14 protein-coding genes are annotated in these 17,568 nt (G+C 62.0%); 3 read left to right on the forward strand and 11 right to left on the reverse strand.

Annotated features, from left to right (window positions below):
* Positions 1-112: 112 nt before the first annotated feature.
* From trbJ to LRS08_RS04650, 8 genes are all read right to left on the reverse strand, one after another.
* The gene (gene trbJ, locus LRS08_RS04615; RefSeq protein WP_224921331.1) at positions 113-859 is read right to left on the reverse strand and encodes a P-type conjugative transfer protein TrbJ; all 747 of its coding nucleotides are present in this window, start codon (positions 857-859) and stop codon (positions 113-115) included.
* Entirely contained in the window at positions 859-3,309 is a 2,451-nt protein-coding gene (gene trbE / locus LRS08_RS04620) for a conjugal transfer protein TrbE (protein ID WP_224921330.1), read from the reverse strand. Before trbE ends, trbJ begins: the two co-directional genes overlap by 1 nt.
* Positions 3,303-3,578: a VirB3 family type IV secretion system protein gene (locus tag LRS08_RS04625; RefSeq protein ID WP_224921329.1), complete on the reverse strand. Its 276-nt coding sequence runs from the start codon at positions 3,576-3,578 to the stop codon at positions 3,303-3,305. Before LRS08_RS04625 ends, trbE begins: the two co-directional genes overlap by 7 nt.
* Complete coding sequence (locus tag LRS08_RS04630) at positions 3,575-3,904, reverse strand: TrbC/VirB2 family protein (RefSeq protein WP_374581286.1); 330 nt, start codon at positions 3,902-3,904, stop codon at positions 3,575-3,577. Before LRS08_RS04630 ends, LRS08_RS04625 begins: the two co-directional genes overlap by 4 nt.
* A gap of 7 nt (positions 3,905-3,911) precedes the next feature.
* The gene (gene trbB / locus LRS08_RS04635) at positions 3,912-4,910 is read right to left on the reverse strand and encodes a P-type conjugative transfer ATPase TrbB (protein ID WP_224921327.1); all 999 of its coding nucleotides are present in this window, start codon (positions 4,908-4,910) and stop codon (positions 3,912-3,914) included.
* Positions 4,910-5,314, reverse strand: coding sequence for a CopG family transcriptional regulator (locus LRS08_RS04640; RefSeq protein ID WP_224921326.1), 405 nt, complete (start codon positions 5,312-5,314; stop codon positions 4,910-4,912). The genes trbB and LRS08_RS04640 overlap by 1 nt, the downstream gene beginning before the upstream one ends.
* A 7-nt stretch (positions 5,315-5,321) precedes the next feature.
* Positions 5,322-7,346 (reverse strand): conjugal transfer protein TraG, encoded by a 2,025-nt coding sequence (locus LRS08_RS04645; protein WP_224921325.1) that lies wholly within the window; start codon positions 7,344-7,346, stop codon positions 5,322-5,324.
* 161 nt (positions 7,347-7,507) lie between these two features.
* Positions 7,508-8,416, reverse strand: coding sequence for a HEPN domain-containing protein (locus tag LRS08_RS04650; RefSeq protein WP_224921324.1), 909 nt, complete (start codon positions 8,414-8,416; stop codon positions 7,508-7,510).
* A gap of 262 nt (positions 8,417-8,678) precedes the next feature.
* On the opposite strand from LRS08_RS04650, the gene LRS08_RS04655 reads away from it, so the two are divergent.
* The 3 genes from LRS08_RS04655 to LRS08_RS04665 are packed head-to-tail and all read left to right on the forward strand — an operon-like array spanning position 8,679 to position 12,939.
* Positions 8,679-9,143: a hypothetical protein gene (locus LRS08_RS04655; protein ID WP_224921323.1), complete on the forward strand. Its 465-nt coding sequence runs from the start codon at positions 8,679-8,681 to the stop codon at positions 9,141-9,143.
* Positions 9,140-12,292, forward strand: coding sequence for a class I SAM-dependent DNA methyltransferase (locus LRS08_RS04660; protein WP_224921322.1), 3,153 nt, complete (start codon positions 9,140-9,142; stop codon positions 12,290-12,292). Before LRS08_RS04655 ends, LRS08_RS04660 begins: the two co-directional genes overlap by 4 nt.
* Positions 12,292-12,939, forward strand: a complete 648-nt coding sequence (locus LRS08_RS04665) for a hypothetical protein (RefSeq protein ID WP_224921321.1) — start codon at positions 12,292-12,294, stop codon at positions 12,937-12,939. The genes LRS08_RS04660 and LRS08_RS04665 overlap by 1 nt, the downstream gene beginning before the upstream one ends.
* A 149-nt stretch (positions 12,940-13,088) precedes the next feature.
* Here the strand turns inward: LRS08_RS04665 and LRS08_RS04670 are convergent, their stop codons facing one another.
* The 3 genes from LRS08_RS04670 to LRS08_RS04680 are packed head-to-tail and all read right to left on the reverse strand — an operon-like array spanning position 13,089 to position 17,501.
* Complete coding sequence (locus LRS08_RS04670; RefSeq protein WP_224921320.1) at positions 13,089-14,747, reverse strand: UvrD-helicase domain-containing protein; 1,659 nt, start codon at positions 14,745-14,747, stop codon at positions 13,089-13,091.
* Positions 14,744-16,681 carry an ATP-dependent nuclease gene (locus tag LRS08_RS04675; RefSeq protein WP_224921319.1) on the reverse strand — a complete coding sequence of 646 codons (1,938 nt, stop codon included), beginning with the start codon at positions 16,679-16,681 and terminating at the stop codon, positions 14,744-14,746. Before LRS08_RS04675 ends, LRS08_RS04670 begins: the two co-directional genes overlap by 4 nt.
* Before the next feature lie 40 nt (positions 16,682-16,721).
* On the reverse strand, positions 16,722-17,501 hold the full coding sequence (locus tag LRS08_RS04680) for an IS5 family transposase (RefSeq protein ID WP_374580018.1): 780 nt from the start codon (positions 17,499-17,501) through the stop codon (positions 16,722-16,724).
* Positions 17,502-17,568: the final 67 nt, after the last annotated feature.

The following is a 17,568-nucleotide window of genomic DNA, read 5'->3' on the forward strand; positions in this document are numbered from 1 at the left end:
ACTTGAGTAAAGGTGTCGCGGAGCCCGCCACCCGGGGGCAAGGCAAACGGACTCCGCGACGAGGCGGCGCGATCGGGGAGCTGGACTGCGCCGCCTCAGCTCGTCACCGCGCCTATTCGCGCGTGTAGGCTTGGCCGGTGCCCAGAAATTTCCGGGTGCGTTCCCGCCCTTCTGCCTCGGCCTGTGCACGACGCGCGGCTTCGGTTGCTTCGGCGCGGTATTGCGCCGCCATCATCTTCTGGATCTGGAACTGCTGCTTGGCGGTGAGTGCCAGTAGCTGGTTCGTGGCTTGTTGGGCTTGCAAGCCGCCCTCAGCGCCCTGGCTCTTCGCAACGATCTCGCTCAGCGTCCCGGCATCAGCCTGCACGTTGGTGACGATCTGGGATTGCACGCCCATCGCCTGCCGGAAGCCCGACATTGCGGCATCGAGCCGCGCTTTGGCGGCGACCACCTGTTTGTTGGTGGTCAGTGCCTGATTGAAGTCCTTGGGAAACAACTGGCTGAACTGCTGGTCCAGGCCATCGACCCTGAAATCGATCCCTTGCGCCTGCCCCATCAACCGGTCGATCGCAGCCAAGTTCTGGTTGAGCTGCTGGAGTTGCGGAAAGTCGATCCGGCTGAGGTTCTTCGCCTGATTGATTAGCATCGTCGCTTCGTTCTGGAGCGACTGGATCTGATTGTTGATCTGGGTGAGCGTGCGCGCCGCAGTGAGCAGGTTCTGGCTGTAGTTGGTCGGGTCGAATACGCTGATTTGCGCGCGTGCCGGGGTGCTCGCACTGGCGAGCCCCATAGCCAGCGAACCGGCGGTTCCGATGCTGAGCGCGGACGCGATCAGGACTTTGCGGGTGACAATACGCATTACACTTCTCCTTCTTCGGTGGGCGCGAAATTCGGGAAATCGGCGAGGAGGTCGGCGGCCCAGTCGAGACCAGCTTGCTCAAGGAAGCGGGCCGCGAAATTCTCGGGGCCATGCTCCGCCAGCAGCGCGTCGATGCGCGCCTGGGTTGCCGGATCGGACGCACCGCACAGCGCGAGCGCGATTGGCCCGAGGCCGAGCTCGAACAGCCGATTGCCGCGCGCCGATTGAAGGTAATATTGCCGCTTCGGCGTTGCGCGGCTTACCAGCTCGATTTGCCGGTCATTGAGTCCGAAACGCTCATAGGCGGCCCGCGATTGCGGCTCGATCGCGCGGTCGTTGGGCAGCAAAATGCGCTGCGGGCAGCTCTCTATGATCGCCGGCGCGATGCTGCTGTCGGCGATATCGGCGAGGCTCTGCGTTGCGAACAGCACCGCGACATTCTTCTTGCGCAGGGTCTTCAGCCATTCGCGAATGCGCGCGGCAAAGATTGGATGATCGAGAAAAATCCAGGCCTCGTCGAGAACGAGTAGCGTTGGCCGACCGTCGAAGCGCTCTTCGAGGCGGTGGAAGAGATAGGTCAGAACCGGGGCGACCACCCCGGCCTGTCCCATCAGCGCCTCGGTTTCGAAGCACTGGATGTCCGCGAAGGCGAGATGCTGTTCAGCCGCGTCCAGGAGACGCCCATAGGGGCCGTCGAGCGTATAGGCGGTCAGCGCGATGCGTAACGCATTGGACTGGAGTAGCATGGCCAGTCCGGTCAGCGTCCGCTCCTGAGGTGGTGCCGATGCGAGGCTGCAAAGTGCGGACCACACAGCGTCCTTGACCTCGGGGGTGACGATGACCTTTTCGTGGGCCAGCAGCGCCGCGATCCATTCTGCCGCCCAGCTCCGTTCGCTGGGATCATCAACGCGGCGAAGCGGCTGGAACGCCAAAGTGTCGCCGCTATCCGCGCCGAGACCCAACGCATGATGCGCGCCGCCCATCGCCAGCACCGCCGCGCGTGCCGAATAGCCCTTGTCGAAGATATAGAGTTGCGAGCCGGCATAGCGCCGGAACTGCAATGCGATCAGGGCCAGCAGCACCGACTTGCCAGCACCGGTGGGACCGACGACGAGCATGTGCCCGACATCGCCGATATGGGTCGACAAGCGAAAAGGGGTTGATCCACTGGTCTGCGCATAGAGCAGTGGCGGGCCGTCGAGATGGCGGTTGCCAGCAGGTCCTGCCCACACCGACGACAGTGGCATGAGATGGGCGAGATTGAGGGTATGGATCAGCGGCTGGCGCACGTTCGCGTAAGCCTGACCGGGCAGCGACGACAGCCACGCTTCGACCGCGTTGATGCCTTCGCGCAAGCATGTGAAGCCGAGGCCGTTGACGATCCGCTCGACCGCGCGAACCTTGTCCTCTGCGCGAGCGCGATCGGAGTCCGACACCGTGATCGTCGTAGTCAGATACCCAAAGGCAACGTGATCGCCGCCGAGCGTCTGGAGCGCAAGGTCGGCATCGACCACCTTGTTATCAGCGTCGCTGTCGAGAAGCTGGGCTGGCTGGTTGTACATCACCTCGCGCAGCAGCGCGGCGATCGACTTGCGCTTGTTGAACCATTGCCGCCGGATCTTCGTCAGCGCCTTGGTCGCATCGGTCTTGTCGAGGGCAATGAAGCGCGTGACCCAGCGGTATCCGAAATCCTGATGGTTGAGCGCATCGAGAATGCCGGGTCGACTGAGGTTCGGAAAACCGGGGATGGTGAGGGTGCGCAGATGCAGATCGCCGAGCCTGGGCTCAAGCCCGCCGGTCAGCGGTGTGTCAGCGAGCAGCGCATCGAGATAGATCGGCGTTTCCGGCACGACGACGGGGTGACGACGGCTGGAAACGGTGCCGTGGAGATACGTCAGCGTCTCCCCGTCGTTTAATGGGCGCACCTCCGGCATGAAGCTGGACAGAAGGTCGAGCACGCGATCGCTTTCGGCGATGAAGCCGGAGAGGCTGGCGTGCCAGTCGCGCCCTTTGGCGTCGTCGGGTCGCTCGACGAGTGTCCGTCCTGCCGCATCGCTACTGTCGGCATCCGGCAGCCAGACCAGCGTGCCGTGAAAGCGGCTCTCGAAATGCTGGCCTTGGGCCTCGAAACTGGCACGCCGCTCCTGATCGATCAGCCACGACGCAGGATCGGGAAAGACATTTTCAGGATAGCCCAGTGCTTCGCGCCGTTCGGCCTCGAAGAATAGCGCCCAACCCGACCCATGCCGCTTGAGGACGTTGTTGGCGCGCGCGCAGGCGGAGACGAGCTCCGCCTCGGTCGCGCTTTCGAGGTCGGGACCGCGAAACGCGAAACTGCGCTGGAAGCTGCCATCCTTGTTGAGGACGATTCCGGGTGCGACCAGCGCCGCCCAGGGCAGATGATCGGCGAGCCGGTCGGCACGGCTGCGATACTCGGCGAGGTTCAGCACGCCAGATATCCCTTCTGACGCAGGTGGCGGAGCAAAACGGCTGCGAAATCAGGATCGCGGCGCGCGGCGAAAACCGCGATGCTGTGTCCGACTGCCCATAGCGCGATCCCGACCAGCCATTGCTGGAGGCCTAGCCCGATGGCCGCTGCGACCGTACCGTTGACGATGGCGATTCCGCGCGGCGCGCCGCCAAGCAGGATTGCTTGCCCGAGGCTCGCGTGGATCGGCGCCTCGAAGCCCGCAACATGACCGGTGTCCACGGGGCTCATGCGACGAGCGCCCCGCCGCCAAAGCTGAAGAAGGACAGAAAGAAGGACGAAGCGGCGAACGCGATCGAAAGGCCGAACACGATCTGGATCAGCCGGCGAAAGCCGCCCGAGGACTCGCCGAAGGCGAGCGTCAGGCCGGTGGTGATGATGATGATCACCGCGACGATCTTGGCGACCGGTCCCTGGACAGACTCGAGAACCTGTTGGAGCGGCTGCTCCCAAGGCATGCCGGACCCGCCGGCCTGTGCTGCGCTCGCCAAGGTGAACGAAAGGCCGAGCGCCAGGCCGGTCAGGAAAAAGCGCTCGCGGTTGGGGATATGAAGCATACGCATGTCAGTCTCCTTGAAGGTCAGGGGTCAGGACGGGTGTGAGATCGACGACGGCGTAATCGCCCTGGGGGTCGAGCCCTGCGACGCGCGCGATCGTTTCGATGCGCCGCGCGGTGCCGCGTCCGGCAATGAAGACGATCATGTCGATCGCGTCGGCGACGAGGCGGCGCGGGACGGTGACGACAGCTTCCTGAATGAGCTGTTCGATCCGGTAGAGCGCGGATGCGGCGCTGTTGGCGTGGACGGTCGCGATCCCGCCGGGGTGACCGGTGTTCCAAGCCTTGAGCATGTCCAGCGCTTCGGACCCACGTACCTCGCCGACGATGATGCGGTCAGGTCGAAGGCGCAGCGTCGAGCGCACGAGATCGCCCATAGTCACGGTGCCAGCCCGGGTTCTGAGCGCGACCGTGTCCCGCGCGGGCGATTGCAGCTCGCGGGTGTCCTCAATCAGGATCACCCGTTCGTCCAAATGCGCCATCTCGGCGAGCAGCGCGTTGGCGAGCGTGGTCTTGCCCGAACTGGTTCCACCGGCGACGAGGATGTTGCGGCGATCGACGACGGAAAGCGACAAGAGGCGCGCGGCCTCCGCCGACATGATGCCGTCGGTCACATAGTCCATCAGCGTGTAGATGCGGGCCGCAGGTTTCCGGATCGAAAAGCAGGGGGCAGTCGAAACTGGCGGCAGAATTCCTTCGAACCGCTCCCCGGCCCCGGAGCCAAGCGGCGGCAGCTCAGCCGACACGATGGGCCTCTCGCCATGGACTTCGGACCGGACATGCGATGCCACCAGCCGGATGATCCGCTCGACCTGGGCGGGATCGAGCTTCACGCCGGTATCGACGCGGCCTTCGCCCAGAATGTCGATGCCCAGCGCACCGTCGGGATTGACCATGATCTCGATGACGCGCGGGTCGGCGAGCGCGGCGGCAATCGCCGATCCCATTGCGGTGCGCAGCATCGCGCGGCGGCGTTCTGCGGAGACGCTTTCAGGCTGGGCGGACATCACGATGATGCTCCGTCGGATTCGGCAGGCACGAGCGTGCGGGTGCCGCCCGCAATCTGGCGGCCAACCTGTGAGACGAACGCATCGAAGCGGTCGCGGCCGGTGGCGCGGGCCGCGGCGTCGGCTTCAGGCAAAGGTGCCGTCACCATCAACTGGTAGCGGACGAACAGCGACAGGCTTTCCAGCAGCACGTCGATGTCGCGCCGCGCGCCGGCCAGTTCGCGCGACAGCCGGTCGAGGCGAACCTTGAGGAGGTCATCGACCTCCTTGGTCCCCCGGCGCGCGAGCCAGTCCTTCAGTGCATCGTTGACGAGATGGCTCTTGTTGCCGCGCGGTCCGGCGGCGAGCACTTCCAGCGCGTCGCTGAGTTCGCGGTCGATATAAAGGTTCTGACGGATCTTCATCGCAGCCTCAGAAATCCGGTATGAGGTCGCGCTTCGCGCCCTCGTTGATCGCATGGCTCCGGACGACGGCGTTCTGCCCTTGCGCCTGGTCCATGGCGCGCTTGTCGGCGGCGACATCGTCGTCGTCGGGCACGATCTGGGGATCGCGTGTTTCGGCGGCGTCGGTTGCCTTAGAGACCTGTTCGGGAAGGCCGGGATGACGCTGCTGCTGCATGCCGCTTTCGTCCTCGCCGCCCGCAGCATCCTCTGCCTGGTGCAGCCGGGCATCGATGCCGCGCACCTGATCGGACCAGTCATTGCCGCGCGGCTTAGGGCGATCGGAATATTCACCCGATGCCAGCACCGGCGCGGGTGTCACGCGCGCGACAAAGTTGCGGTCGCGGAAGTAGCGCAGTTTACGCGCCCGGATCGGCGCGAGCCCGGACACGAGCACGAGTTCCTCGTCGGGCGATAGCTGCATGACCTCGCCGGGGGTCAGCAGCTGCCGGGCGGTTTCCTGGCGGCTGACCATGACGTGCGCGAGCCACGGCGCGAGGCGATGGCCTGCATAGTTGCGCATGGCGCGCTGCTCGGTCGCGGTGCCGAGCGCGTCGGAAATGCGTTTGGCGGTGCGTTCGTCGTTAGTCGCGAATGCAACCCGGACATGGCAATTGTCGAGGATGGCGTTGTGATCGCCATATGCCTTCTCGATCTGGTTGAGGCTCTGCGCGATCAGGAAAGCGCGAATGCCATAGCCGGCCATGAATGCGAGACTGGTCTCGAAGAAATCGAGACGGCCCAATGCCGGGAACTCGTCGAGCATCATCAGGAGCTGGTGCCGACGCGCGGATGTGCCGGGCTGGTCGAGCCGCTCGGTGAGCCGACGGCCGATCTGGTTGAGCACAAGACGGATCAGCGGCTTGGTGCGGCTGATGTCCGACGGCGGAATGACGAGATAGAGCGACAAGGGGCGTTCGGCCTCGATTAGGTCGGCGATCCGCCAGTCGCAGCGGGACGTGACCTCCGCGACGGTCGGATCACGATAAAGGCCAAGGAAGGACATGGCGGTCGAGAGCACGCCAGAACGCTCGTTCTCGCTTTTGTTGAGCAGTTCGCGTGCGGCGGACGCAATTACAGGATGGACCCTGGGGCTTTGATCGTCGCCAAGATGATTGGTGGTCATCATCCGACGCAGCGTGGCCACGAAGCTGCGCTGCGGGTCGGACAGGAAGGTCGCGACACGCGCGAGCGTCTTCTCCTGCTCGGCATAGAGGATATGGAGGATCGCACCGACCAGCAGCGAATGGCTCGTCTTTTCCCAATGGTTGCGGCGTTCCAGCGCACCCTCGGGATCAACCAGGATATCTGCGATGTTCTGGACGTCGCGCACTTCGTCGATACCGCGCCGAACTTCGAGCAGCGGATTGTAATGCGCCGACGCGACATCGGTGGGGTTGAACAGCAGGCAGTGCGAGAAGCGTGCGCGCCAGCCAGCGGTCAGCGTCCAATTCTCACCCTTGATGTCGTGGACGACGGTCGAACCGGTCCAGGACAGCAAGGTGGGGACGACGAGGCCAACACCCTTACCCGATCGCGTGGGCGCAAACGCCATGATATGCTCCGGGCCGTCATGGCGCAGATAGCGGCCACCGAGCGTGCCGAGCATGACTCCCGCGTCGCAATGCAGCCCAGCGCGTTCGATCTCGCGGCGGCTGGCCCAGCGCGCCGAGCCATAGGTGGTGACATTGCTCGATTGGCGCGCGCGCCATATCGATCCAAAAATCGCCGCCGCGCAGCCGATAAAGCCGCTGGTGCCGGCAAGCATGCCCGCCTTGTCGAAGACGATCGGGGCATAGGCATCATAATGATACCACCAGCCGAATAACGCCCAGGGACGGTAAATTGGCACGGACCCGAGTTGGAACCACGGCCGCCCCAGTTCGGACTGATAAGCGAGCATCGCCGCCGCCCACTGCGTCGCGGCCCACACGCCCGCGATGACGATCGCGAAGACGACAAGGATCTGGCCGATGAGCAATTTGGTCGGTGTCACGTCGAGGCTCCCGCCCGCCGGACAGGATCGGCTCGGGCGGATTCAGACTCGGTCACGGACGCCCAAAACGGAACGGAGCTGATGGGCGCAGATGGGCTTGTCTTGGTGCGTTTCGGTCAGATGCCGGAGCCGGAAGCTATCCGGCAGCTATCGCTCGGCAGTTAGAGACCGGCGTCTATCCGGAGCGTTTCGATACGTTCGCGCGAGACCATTTCGACGATATCGCGAAGGGTGCGGACCGATTGGGACAAGACATTGAGGTCGTCATTGGTGATCTCGAAGCTCGCCGAGTAGCGAGCCTCGACATAGGCGCGCTTGAGCAATTCGAAGCGCCGGCGGTCAATCCGGGTGGCGCGCGGCCATGCGTCGATCAGCCGTGTCTCGCTGTCCTCGGCCAGCGACCGCAGGAATTTGATGTTGTGCGAGCGGGGGAAGTACAGGGTTCGGACAAGCAGGAAGCAGATATAGGCGCGCTCCGTCGCCTGATGCAGCGAGAACACGGCCTCCTTGCGCCATCCGAGATCGTCAGCGCCCTTAAGCGCCTGCTCGTGTGCCGTCGTCAACGCTCTATCTGTGCTGGGCAGCCATTCGGAAAGGTACTTGCTCGCCATCTCATACGCATCAGCCATCGTTAGCGGTTGCGGTGTGGCAAACGCACTGCCAGGCCGTTCGTATAGGACGATGCCGTCGCGGACGATATCGACCCAAAAATACTCGCCCCGGCTCAGCGCTTGGTTCACCTCATCCAGCGTGTGGACGATGATGTTCACTGGCCGGGCGATTTCGGCGTCGCGCAGTATCTTATCCTCGGCGACATACCAGTAGTCGGCAATGTCAGTGAGATCAGGATGACTGACGATGATCAGCAGGTCATAGTCGGACTGGTAGCCATTCTGGGGTTCATCGACCCAATCCTCTCGGGCATAACTGCCGAACAACACGACCTTGAGGATGCTCCCGTTTCTCTTCCAGGGCTGAGTTGCGCGCGCCGTCGCTTGGGCGAACTCGCCCATCAGCAATTGCTTCACTCGGTCCAGCTCGCCTTGCTGGACCAAGGGCAGATGATCCACGCCGTGCCTCACGGTCACGATTCTCGCGGCGAACCGCCTTGGCAGCAACATAATTCGTCCATTGCCTCTTCCAAAGCCCAACGGCTTACGGAGCGGGCCGATCGGAGCATGGAGGAAAGCCACGAGTTATGCACATTTGCCTTTGCACTTCCGCCAATTCGCGCTGCAACTAGCTTGCCGGGAACACAGAGAGAACATGGTTGACGGCGCCTAGCGCACCAATTACATGGGGCTGGCCCCACCTCAGGCCGTTGTGAGCCCCATGCATTATACGATTGGCCAATTGCGTGACACCGTCGGCCTCTCGCTAGAAACCTATCGGCACTGGAAACGCGCGTTGCCGTCCTATGCTGGGCGCACTGGACGAGCGCCATGCTTCACAATTGGTGATCTGGTCGCGGCGAGCATCATCCGGCGACTGACCGAAACGGCTGGCATTCGAGTAAGCGCGCTGAAGGATATTGTCCCGGACATCATCACTATCTGCGATGCGTCCCCTTGGAGCGTCATGGAAGGCGGTGTCTTCGCAATCGACCTGCTGCAACGCAAATGCCGCATTGTCCGGGATCCATCGCCGTGGAAAGCTGGCGAGCTGACGATCTTCTGTCCGCTCGATCCGCTGCTCGCGGAGCTGCGTGGTGCCCTGCTTCGCGAGCAGGGCGAGAGCGATCAAAGTCAATTGATGTTCCCGCCACTTGTACTGACGCGCGCTGCAGCCACCGGATGAGCGACCCGATGACCCTCGCGCTTAGCCCGGAATGGAAGGAGCGGCTTGGCCTCGCCAACCGGCAGGCGCCGGAACTCTACGACGTGTCAGCGTCTGTTGTTGATGCGCCGCACGCCTCGGCGATCCGGGTGGCGCTGGATGACCTTCAGGTGTCGGCGGTGTTTTGCGTCCAGACGGTGCCAACGATCGCTATTCTGGTCACCGACAATTACGACCGCAAGGCGATCGTCGATCTCCATGGTGCATTGTGGAACCAAGGGCTGATCAGTCTGCTCCTAGTCATCAGTGGTGAGGTCATGCGGGCGTTCTCGCTCGCCCGAACGCCGCTGAAAGATGCCGACGAGGCGTTCGAGAATCGTTGCTTGGTCGACACGTTGACGCTGACGGCCGATGCCCTGCGGTTTCGAAATATTGTCGATGGCGCCGAATCGGGTCGGTTGTGGTCCGAGCACGCGGAATACTTCAAGCCGAAGGAACGCATCGACCAGGTTCTGCTCGACAATCTCAAGGTCTCGCACACGCTGCTTCGCAAGGAGGGTCTCGATCCCGACCCCGCTCAGGCGCTTCTGATCCAGGCGATGTTCATCGCTTATCTCGAAGACCGCGACATCATTTCGACCGAATATTTCCGCACGGTATCCTCAGGAGCCGCGAATAGCTTCCTTGAAATGCTAGGACAGCGGGACGTGTCGCTTCTTCAGGCTCTGTTCGCGACGCTCAAGGCCGACTTCAACGGCGATATTTTTGTCGCGCCCTGCTCGTTCGAGCCGCAGGTACAAGCGCCGGAGATCAGGGGCAGCCATCTTGATATCCTCGCCTCGTTCCGCCTGGGTCGCGAAGAGATGGCGCACGGGCAGCATAGGTTCTGGGGCTATGATTTCCGATACATCCCCGTCGAACTCGTCAGTGCGGTTTATGATCGCTTTCTAGGGGAAAAAGAAGCGGAGCGTCGGGCGACCGGCGCCTTTTATACCCCCATGTTCCTGGCCGATACCGTCGTATCGCAGGTCTGGGACATGCTAAGCCCAGCAGTGCGCGACAAAGGCCGCTTTCTCGATCCGGCATGCGGGTCGGGTGTTTTTCTGGTCCGGTCCTTCCAGCGGCTGTGCGAACACTGGCGAAGCCGTTCGAACGATGGCGAGATCGCCTGGGACCAGCTCCTCGGGATACTGCGCCGTGTCCATGGCTGGGATATCAATGGCAGCGCGGTGCGCGTGGCGGTGTTCTCTCTCTACGTCGCATTGCTCGAGGAAGTATCGCCCCGCGACATCCGACGGCTGATCAGCCGAGGGAAGGTCTTGCCGGAGCTGTGGGGCCACAGCCTCATCTGTCGGGACTTTTTCGCGGTGCCCGAAGCCGAGGAGGGCTTCGATCTCATCATCGGCAATCCGCCTTGGACGAGCCGGCGAGGACCCGACCGGTCGTCGGTTCGGTGGAGTAAGGCGGCAGCGCTCCCGATGCCCGGCAAGGAGGACGCCTGGGCCTTCACCTGGAAGGCCGGTCGGCATCTCGCCGCAGGCGGCGTCGTCGCTTTTCTTCTTCCGTCGATGGGCTTCCTGCATAACCATTCGGCAAAGACGGTGGCCGCGCGAAACCAATTTATGCGCGCGTGCCGCATCCGGCGGATCATCAACTTCGCCGACCTGCGCTTCCAGCTCTTCGAACATGCCCATCGTCCCGCAGCACTTGTCATTTATGGTGCCGGCTCAGTGGACCATTTTCCCTACACGTTTGATTATTGGGCGCCGAAAGCCGATCTGAACCTGCGGATCAAACGGGTGATCACGCTCAGCAGCGCCGACAAGATGGCGATGTCCGTGGAGGCCGTTCTAGATAACCCGTTAGCATTCAAGCAACGCCTCTGGATGCGGGAACCGGACGCCAAACTGTTCGGCTATCTCGCCCGGCTGTCAAAAATCGGCGACCTTGTCGCTGACTTTGGGTCGTTCAGCCGGCGGCGGCAGGACCCGACTGGGCACTGGGTCATTGGGCAAGGCTACCAGCCATTCACGACCGATGACGATGAAGATGATGAAACTGCGGGCTACGCCGGCGCCGAGGAGGACGAAACGGGGAGCAAACCGGTCAAGCCTCAGGTTAGCCAGTATGTCGGCACATACCCCGACCTCCCGATCGGTGCTTTTCGCAGACTGGCACAAGCCGATGATGGCCTGCACCCTGCTATCAGCAACCTTGTGCGCAGAAGGGGTTTCGAGCCGGGCTTTGCTGGGGTTCGCATCCTTGTCCCGCGCGGGGTCGAAACCTCCCAAACCAGGTTGCGCGCCGCCTATTGTCAAAGTCCGTTGACGTTCCAAGACATTCTGCAGGCGATCATCGTTCCGTCCGGCGAGGAGCGGCGGGCAAAATTGCTCACGGCTATCCTGAACAGCCGACTTTCCGTCTGGTACGCATTCCATGGCACGGCATCGTTCGGATCGGACCGGCCGGAAGTGAAGCAGGCCGAACTGCGACGCCTGCCCTTCCCGCAACTCGCGGAGCTGCCGGATCCCGATCGAGCGGCCCGCGCCTCGGACGCGCTGGTCGCGGTGATCGACGCGGCGATGGATGCCTCGCGCCAACCTTTCACGCTCGGTGGCGGAGACGATGCGTATCTCGGCGCGATCGACCGCTTAACATATGATTATTTCTGCCTTTCGGACGACGAGATCGTTCTGATCGACGATGCGGTCGAAACAATCATTCCCGCGATCCAGCCGCACGAAGGTGCAAGTCCGGGTCTTTGGAAGCCGCCGCTCGAAGATCAGCGGCGGGCATATGCCGAAACCTTGGCCGAGAGTCTGCGGGGATGGCTCCTTGATGGCGGATCGGTAGGCACGAAGTTGGTCGCCAGGAGCGTCGATCTCGCAATATTGCGGATCACGCTCGAGCATGAGAGCAGCTATTCCGAGGATGACAGCGCTTCTCTGAACGATGTGCTGGATTATCTGTCGGAGCACATCAATCAGCCGCTGGACGGTAATTTCCAGTTGATCCCCGATCTCCGGGTCTTCGTCGGCGACAGTCTCTATCTGATCAAGCCGATGCAAATGCGGTTCTGGCTTCGGGCTGCCGCACTTGCCGACGCGGATTCGATCGCGATGGATCTTCAGGACGCGATCACCATCCAAAGACGGACTGCCGGCGCCTGATGCTGCTGGGCGACACTGAGAAATGGGCAGCGCGTTTTGCCTCGCTCGATGATCGCATTCTCGACCGTATTGCGGCGGTATGGCCCACGCTCCTCGATCTTCTGCCCGGACAACCCGACGAAGACACGATCACAATCAATCTCGTCTCTTTGCTGGGCAAGGATCCTGTGGTTCGTCGGCTTTGTCACTGGATAGAATTTCAGTTCGAACCGACCGGCACCCATCCAACAGGCGCCCAATACAGCAAAGGTCAGATCGACCTCGCTGTCATTCTCGACTGGGATCGCACGCGCTACCTCGCCTACGAATGCAAACGCCTAAATGTGATCTACAGCGGTGGCAGACAATCACTGGCCGGCCCTTACGTCACCGACGGAATGATGCGCTTCATCACCGAGCAATATGCCGAAGGGTTGGAGGTCGGTTGCATGCTCGGTTATGTGTTGGACGGCGATCTCGGTTTCTCAATGGAGCGATTGGCAAATGCGATCGCGTCTCACGCTGCGCTAAATATTCTAGGTGGTCCGGTTCCTATGGTCCCGGTGCATCGAATCAACCGGTTCAGTACGACCCATAGCCGCGCCGGAACGAAGAACATCGAAGTGCGTCACGCTTTGCTTTCGCACGCGCTTGATCCTTTTGGTTGATCGTACATACGCGCCAGCACGGCTGCCCGACTGGTTTGAAAACTGGCACCGCGGATTCTCGTCAGGTACCTGCGAGAACTCCAAGAGCTCACCGAGCTTGACACAACCACGCCGATGTCGAGTTTTGCTGATCGCTGCATAAGTTCGGCTCAATCGCCATCAAGTGCGTAGCCAAGAAATTCGTCGTGCTCCCGACGCTCGACATCCCAGCGTTTAGCGCCATCCGGGCGCTGGCGACAGTGACACGTGGTTAGCCAAAGCCTTTGTTTAGCGCGGGAAATCCCGACAAAATAGGCAGCGCGCTCCGCCGATGATTCACCCCAGAAAGTCTCTTTCTCGACCCCGAGAATGACGACTGTATCAAACTCCAGACCCTTACTCTTATGCACCGACATGATGCGAACCGCGCTGTCGCCAGAGAAGGACGCCAAGGCCGTCGCCGGCTCCGCGTCGCCTTGCAGCAACAGATGCGCGCGTTCGAGTGCCTGTTCTATAAGTTGGTCGAGGCGGCCACCATGCGCGTAGTCAGGCGAAAGCGCGATGAGATTGTCGCGCCCGACTACGCCTACCAGCGCCGTGGCAACGGCTTGCAGGTCGTTGATATGGCCTAGATTGATCTCACCCGACGCGATCTGCCGCCTAGTTTCTGTAACGAAGCGATCCCAGCGTGAGCGCAGTTGATATTCGCGCTCCTCGTCATAGCCATGGTTGAACACCACGATATCCAGTAATCGGCGATAGGCGGCGGGCTGCCGCGAACCGCTGGCGACTAGGAGAAAGTCGATGAGCAGGCAGGCGACCGGCTCCGACGCCAGATCCTGTTCCTTGTCTTCCTCACGAAACGGGATTTCGGCGGCCTCGAATGCGACCGTAAGGCGCTGGCAATAGAGGTTCTGCTGCTTGCTGACGAGAATCGCGATTTCAGAGGGTCGGACGCCATTGTCGATCAGGTCGCGGATTTGCCCCGTCAGGCTGGCAGCTTCTTCGCCATCATCGTCGAAACGAAGAACAGCGATCTCGCCCTCTTCGCCGAGGATATCCGCATCGTCGAGCGCGGCGGGCGGATCCATCACTTTGACCATCGCATTCTGCATGCGGCGTAGCCGCGGTGCGGATCGGAAATTCTGGTAGAGGTTGCGCGGTAGCGCATCGAACTCATCGGCAAAGGTCTGGAAGATACCCTCAAGCGCGCCGGCCCAGCCCATGATGCTTTGCTTGGTATCGCCCACCGCTGTCAGAATCGCCGAGGTGCCCCCGAAGCAAGCGAGAATCAGGCGATATTGCTCGGCCGTGCAGTCTTGAAATTCATCGAGAAAGATATGGGTGTAGGTCTGACGCACTGCGTTGCGTGCAATGAGGCTGGCTTCGATGATCGTATGGGCGAGCGGCACCATGTCGGCGAAGGTGATGGACTGGCGCTGCACCCGACGTGTACCGATCGAATAGTCCGGGCCCAGGGCATCCCGTCCGGTGAGCACGGGGCGAAAGCGATCGATGATCCGCTTCGCAAATGCATGAAAGGTGTGGCTGTCGAAGCGCGCCGCCAGTTCGGGTCCACAGCGTTTGCGGACGCGCGCCTTTAAGTTCTGGCTGGCATCGGTCTTGAAGGAGATGGCGAGGATCCGCCGCGGATAGCGGCAAGTGCCGGTCCGAAGCAGGAAGTCCGCACGTTGCGCGAGCATTTCGGTCTTGCCGGCACCCGGACCTGCGGTCAGCGCCAGATTGCGTGCGATCTCCGTAGCGGCAGCCATCGCATTCGGCTCGAGCGTCAAGCCGTCGGCAGGAGACCATCGCTCGGCCGAGATCATTCTGGCAGGCCTTCCAGTGCGGTTTCAACATAGTCGATCAGCGCTGTCATAACTGCTGGCATGTCGGCCGCTAGTTCCGCATCATCGAGCGCCGCCATCGCCCGGATGTGCCAAGCCGGCTTGCTGCCGATCTTGAACCTGCGGTGATAGGCATCGAACAGCTCCAGCTGCTCGTCGGAGTACTGGCCATCAACTGTGTCGTGCTTCTTGCCAAGAACCGCCTTGAGCGTGCTTTCGTCCGGTTCCTCGCGCTCGTCGTCGTCAATCTTGTACACTTCCCCAAACGCTTCGATCATCATGAAGTCGAGATCAAGCGGAGAAGAGAAGAAGATTCCCCGATCTGCGAAATACTCGATCCAGTCATCGTCATCGTCCAGCAATCCCAGATCGCTGTCCCAGGCCGGAATGCCCGCGATATCGTCGTCGTCGATGCCGGCGTTTTCGATATCGCCGTATTTGAGGCGTTGCTTCGCGGCATATTTGATCCGGCCCCAGCCCCCTTGATAGCGAGCAAGGTCAAGGTCGAGCAGTGTCGCGTGCGGAATGCCGAGCGCGTGCAGCAACCGCCAGAAATGATTGACGTGCCGACCGCCCAAGGGAACGATCGAAATCGACGCGTCATCGGTAAGAATCCCGCGCGCGCCGAGCAGCCGCGGCAGAACGACCTCCTCGCTGTCGCCTTCACCCAGGATCACGAACCGCGAGAAATACAGCTCCGGAAAGGCTTGTACGCCTTCGCGCACATATTTGGCGGCGTCCGCATTTTGAGGAAGCACGACACGCGTAACGACCGTGCGGCGGTTGCCGTCGAGCCGCAGATAACGAATGGTCTCGGGCGCAACCCGCCGCAGAAGCGACGGCGCGTGCGTTGCCACGAGCGCTTGGGTATTCTGACCTTTGGCGAATTCGGAAACGGCACGCACGATGCGTCCCAGATAATGTGGCGACAGGCTGTTCTCCGGCTCTTCGACCGCAATCAGAGTGAAGATTGCGGGCCGCAGCTTATCGATATCGAACGCGCACAGCTCGCCTGCTAGCACCTTGTCGCTGATCTCGCGCATGGCGAGTACCAGCGAGATGTAGAGCAGCGACTGCTGACCGTCGCTCAACCGCGAAAAATCAACGAGAGGTTCACCGTGTCCGGGCGTGAACGTCAGGCTCAAATGGCGAAGCAGCGTATCGATCTCGCTCTGCTCGAAGGAAACCCCGGGGTCGGCGAAGAACTGGCCCTTGTGCAGTTGGCTCCAGATCGTGGTCAGGGATTCGCCAATGCTTTCGATGGCGGCGTTGCCCGTCAGCGCTGCGGTGATCTGCGCGGTGAGATCGCCGATTGCCGCACGTTCACCGCTCCAGTCCGCCGCCCGCAATGCCCGGCCCAACAGCGCATTGGACGAGTAGGAGATATGATCGGAAGGATCGCGCCGAGCGGGCAGATAGTGCACCTGAATGGCATTGCGATCTTGCTTGGATGCGCGGCTTTCCTCGGTCGGCACCCCTGCATCGTCGGTTTTGGTCACATAGGTGAAGGTTTCCTCAATATCGCCATCCTGATCGAGCGTCGCAGCCAGACGGAAACGGACGCGCACAGCCTCATCATCGTCCACCATCAGCATGTGCGCGAAATTGCCCGGCACGGCGGGCATGGCGCCTTCGTCGTCCAGTTCGAGTTCGGGAAAGTCGAAATCGGCTTCGATCCAGAGCCTGCGCTCTTCCGGCGCGGCATCGGGTGCTTCATCGGTTGCAATGTGAAAATCCGAATGCCTGATCTTGCGCAGCGCAGGATCGAGACTGAACATTCTTGCCAGCGCCTGCAGGATCGCAGTTTTGCCGGTGCCGTTAGGTCCGAGGATGAACGTGGTGTCGTCCAACCCGATCTCAGTAGCGACATTTCCAAAGCACCTGAAGTTACAGATGCGCAAATGCGCGAGCTTCATCGGTCCATCCCCCGGAGGTTAGCAGTCTTAGGGTCGGGACTCATAACCACCATGTGACGGCTGCGGCGAGGTAGATGGCGCTGAGGAAGTTGGTGGCGAGCTTGTCGTAGCGGGTGGCGATGCGGCGATAATCCTTGAGGCGGCAGAACATGCGCTCGACGGCGTTGCGGCCCTTGTAGAGCGTCTTGGAGAAGCAGCTTTTCCAGCGGCGGTTCGTCTTGGAGGGGATGTTCGGAACGGCACCCTGCCGCTCGATCAGGTCGCGGATCGCATTGCTGTCGTAAGCCTTGTCCGCGAGCACGATGGTGCGCGGCGCGAGATCATCGAGCAACACATCGGCTGCGCGGCAGTCGGCGACCTGGCCACCGGTCAGCAGGAAGCGGAGCGGCCGACCTTCGCCGTCGGTGAGCGCGTGGAGCTTGCTGTTGCGGCCGCCCCGGCTGATCCCGATCGCCTGGACGAGCGCCCCCCCTTTTCCACCGCCCGCGGAGCGGTGCGCCTTCATATGCGTGCTGTCGATCAGGACCTCGGCGGGCGGCCCGCCTGCTGCCGCGAGCGTGACGAACAGCTCCTGCCACACACCCTTTGCCGCCCAGCGCACGAACCGGTTGTAGAGCGTCTTCCTCGGCCCGTAGCAGGCCGGCGCGTCGACCCAGCGCCCGCCCGACTTCACCACATGAATGATGCCGCTGATCACCCGCCGATCATCGACCCGCGCCACACCGCGCACCTTGTCCGGCAGCAGCGGACGAAGCCGCTCGAACTGGGCTTCACTCAACCAAAACTCGCTCAAATCCACGCTCCTGCTGGCGCAGCGCATGAATCACATCCCAGCCGCCAAGGGAATCCCGTTTATGGGTCCCGACCCTAGCACTGACTCATACTGC

The sequence above is a fragment of the Sphingomonas sp. J315 genome, from assembly GCF_024666595.1.
Taxonomy (GTDB): Bacteria; Pseudomonadota; Alphaproteobacteria; order Sphingomonadales; family Sphingomonadaceae; genus Sphingomonas.

Bases quoted from the DNA above. Each gene is read 5' to 3' on its own strand.
- trbJ (WP_224921331.1), bottom strand. From the start codon at position 859: ATGCGTATTGTCACCCGCAAAGTCCTGATCGCGTCCGCGCTCAGCATC.
- LRS08_RS04625 (WP_224921329.1), bottom strand. From the start codon at position 3,578: ATGAGCCCCGTGGACACCGGTCATGTTGCGGGCTTCGAGGCGCCGATC.
- LRS08_RS04630 (WP_374581286.1), bottom strand. From the start codon at position 3,904: ATGCTTCATATCCCCAACCGCGAGCGCTTTTTCCTGACCGGCCTGGCG.
- trbB (WP_224921327.1), bottom strand. From the start codon at position 4,910: ATGTCCGCCCAGCCTGAAAGCGTCTCCGCAGAACGCCGCCGCGCGATG.
- LRS08_RS04640 (WP_224921326.1), bottom strand. From the start codon at position 5,314: ATGAAGATCCGTCAGAACCTTTATATCGACCGCGAACTCAGCGACGCG.
- LRS08_RS04655 (WP_224921323.1), top strand. From the start codon at position 8,679: ATGCATTATACGATTGGCCAATTGCGTGACACCGTCGGCCTCTCGCTA.
- LRS08_RS04660 (WP_224921322.1), top strand. From the start codon at position 9,140: ATGAGCGACCCGATGACCCTCGCGCTTAGCCCGGAATGGAAGGAGCGG.
- LRS08_RS04665 (WP_224921321.1), top strand. From the start codon at position 12,292: ATGCTGCTGGGCGACACTGAGAAATGGGCAGCGCGTTTTGCCTCGCTC.
- LRS08_RS04670 (WP_224921320.1), bottom strand. From the start codon at position 14,747: ATGATCTCGGCCGAGCGATGGTCTCCTGCCGACGGCTTGACGCTCGAG.
- LRS08_RS04675 (WP_224921319.1), bottom strand. From the start codon at position 16,681: ATGAAGCTCGCGCATTTGCGCATCTGTAACTTCAGGTGCTTTGGAAAT.
- LRS08_RS04680 (WP_374580018.1), bottom strand. From the start codon at position 17,501: ATGCGCTGCGCCAGCAGGAGCGTGGATTTGAGCGAGTTTTGGTTGAGT.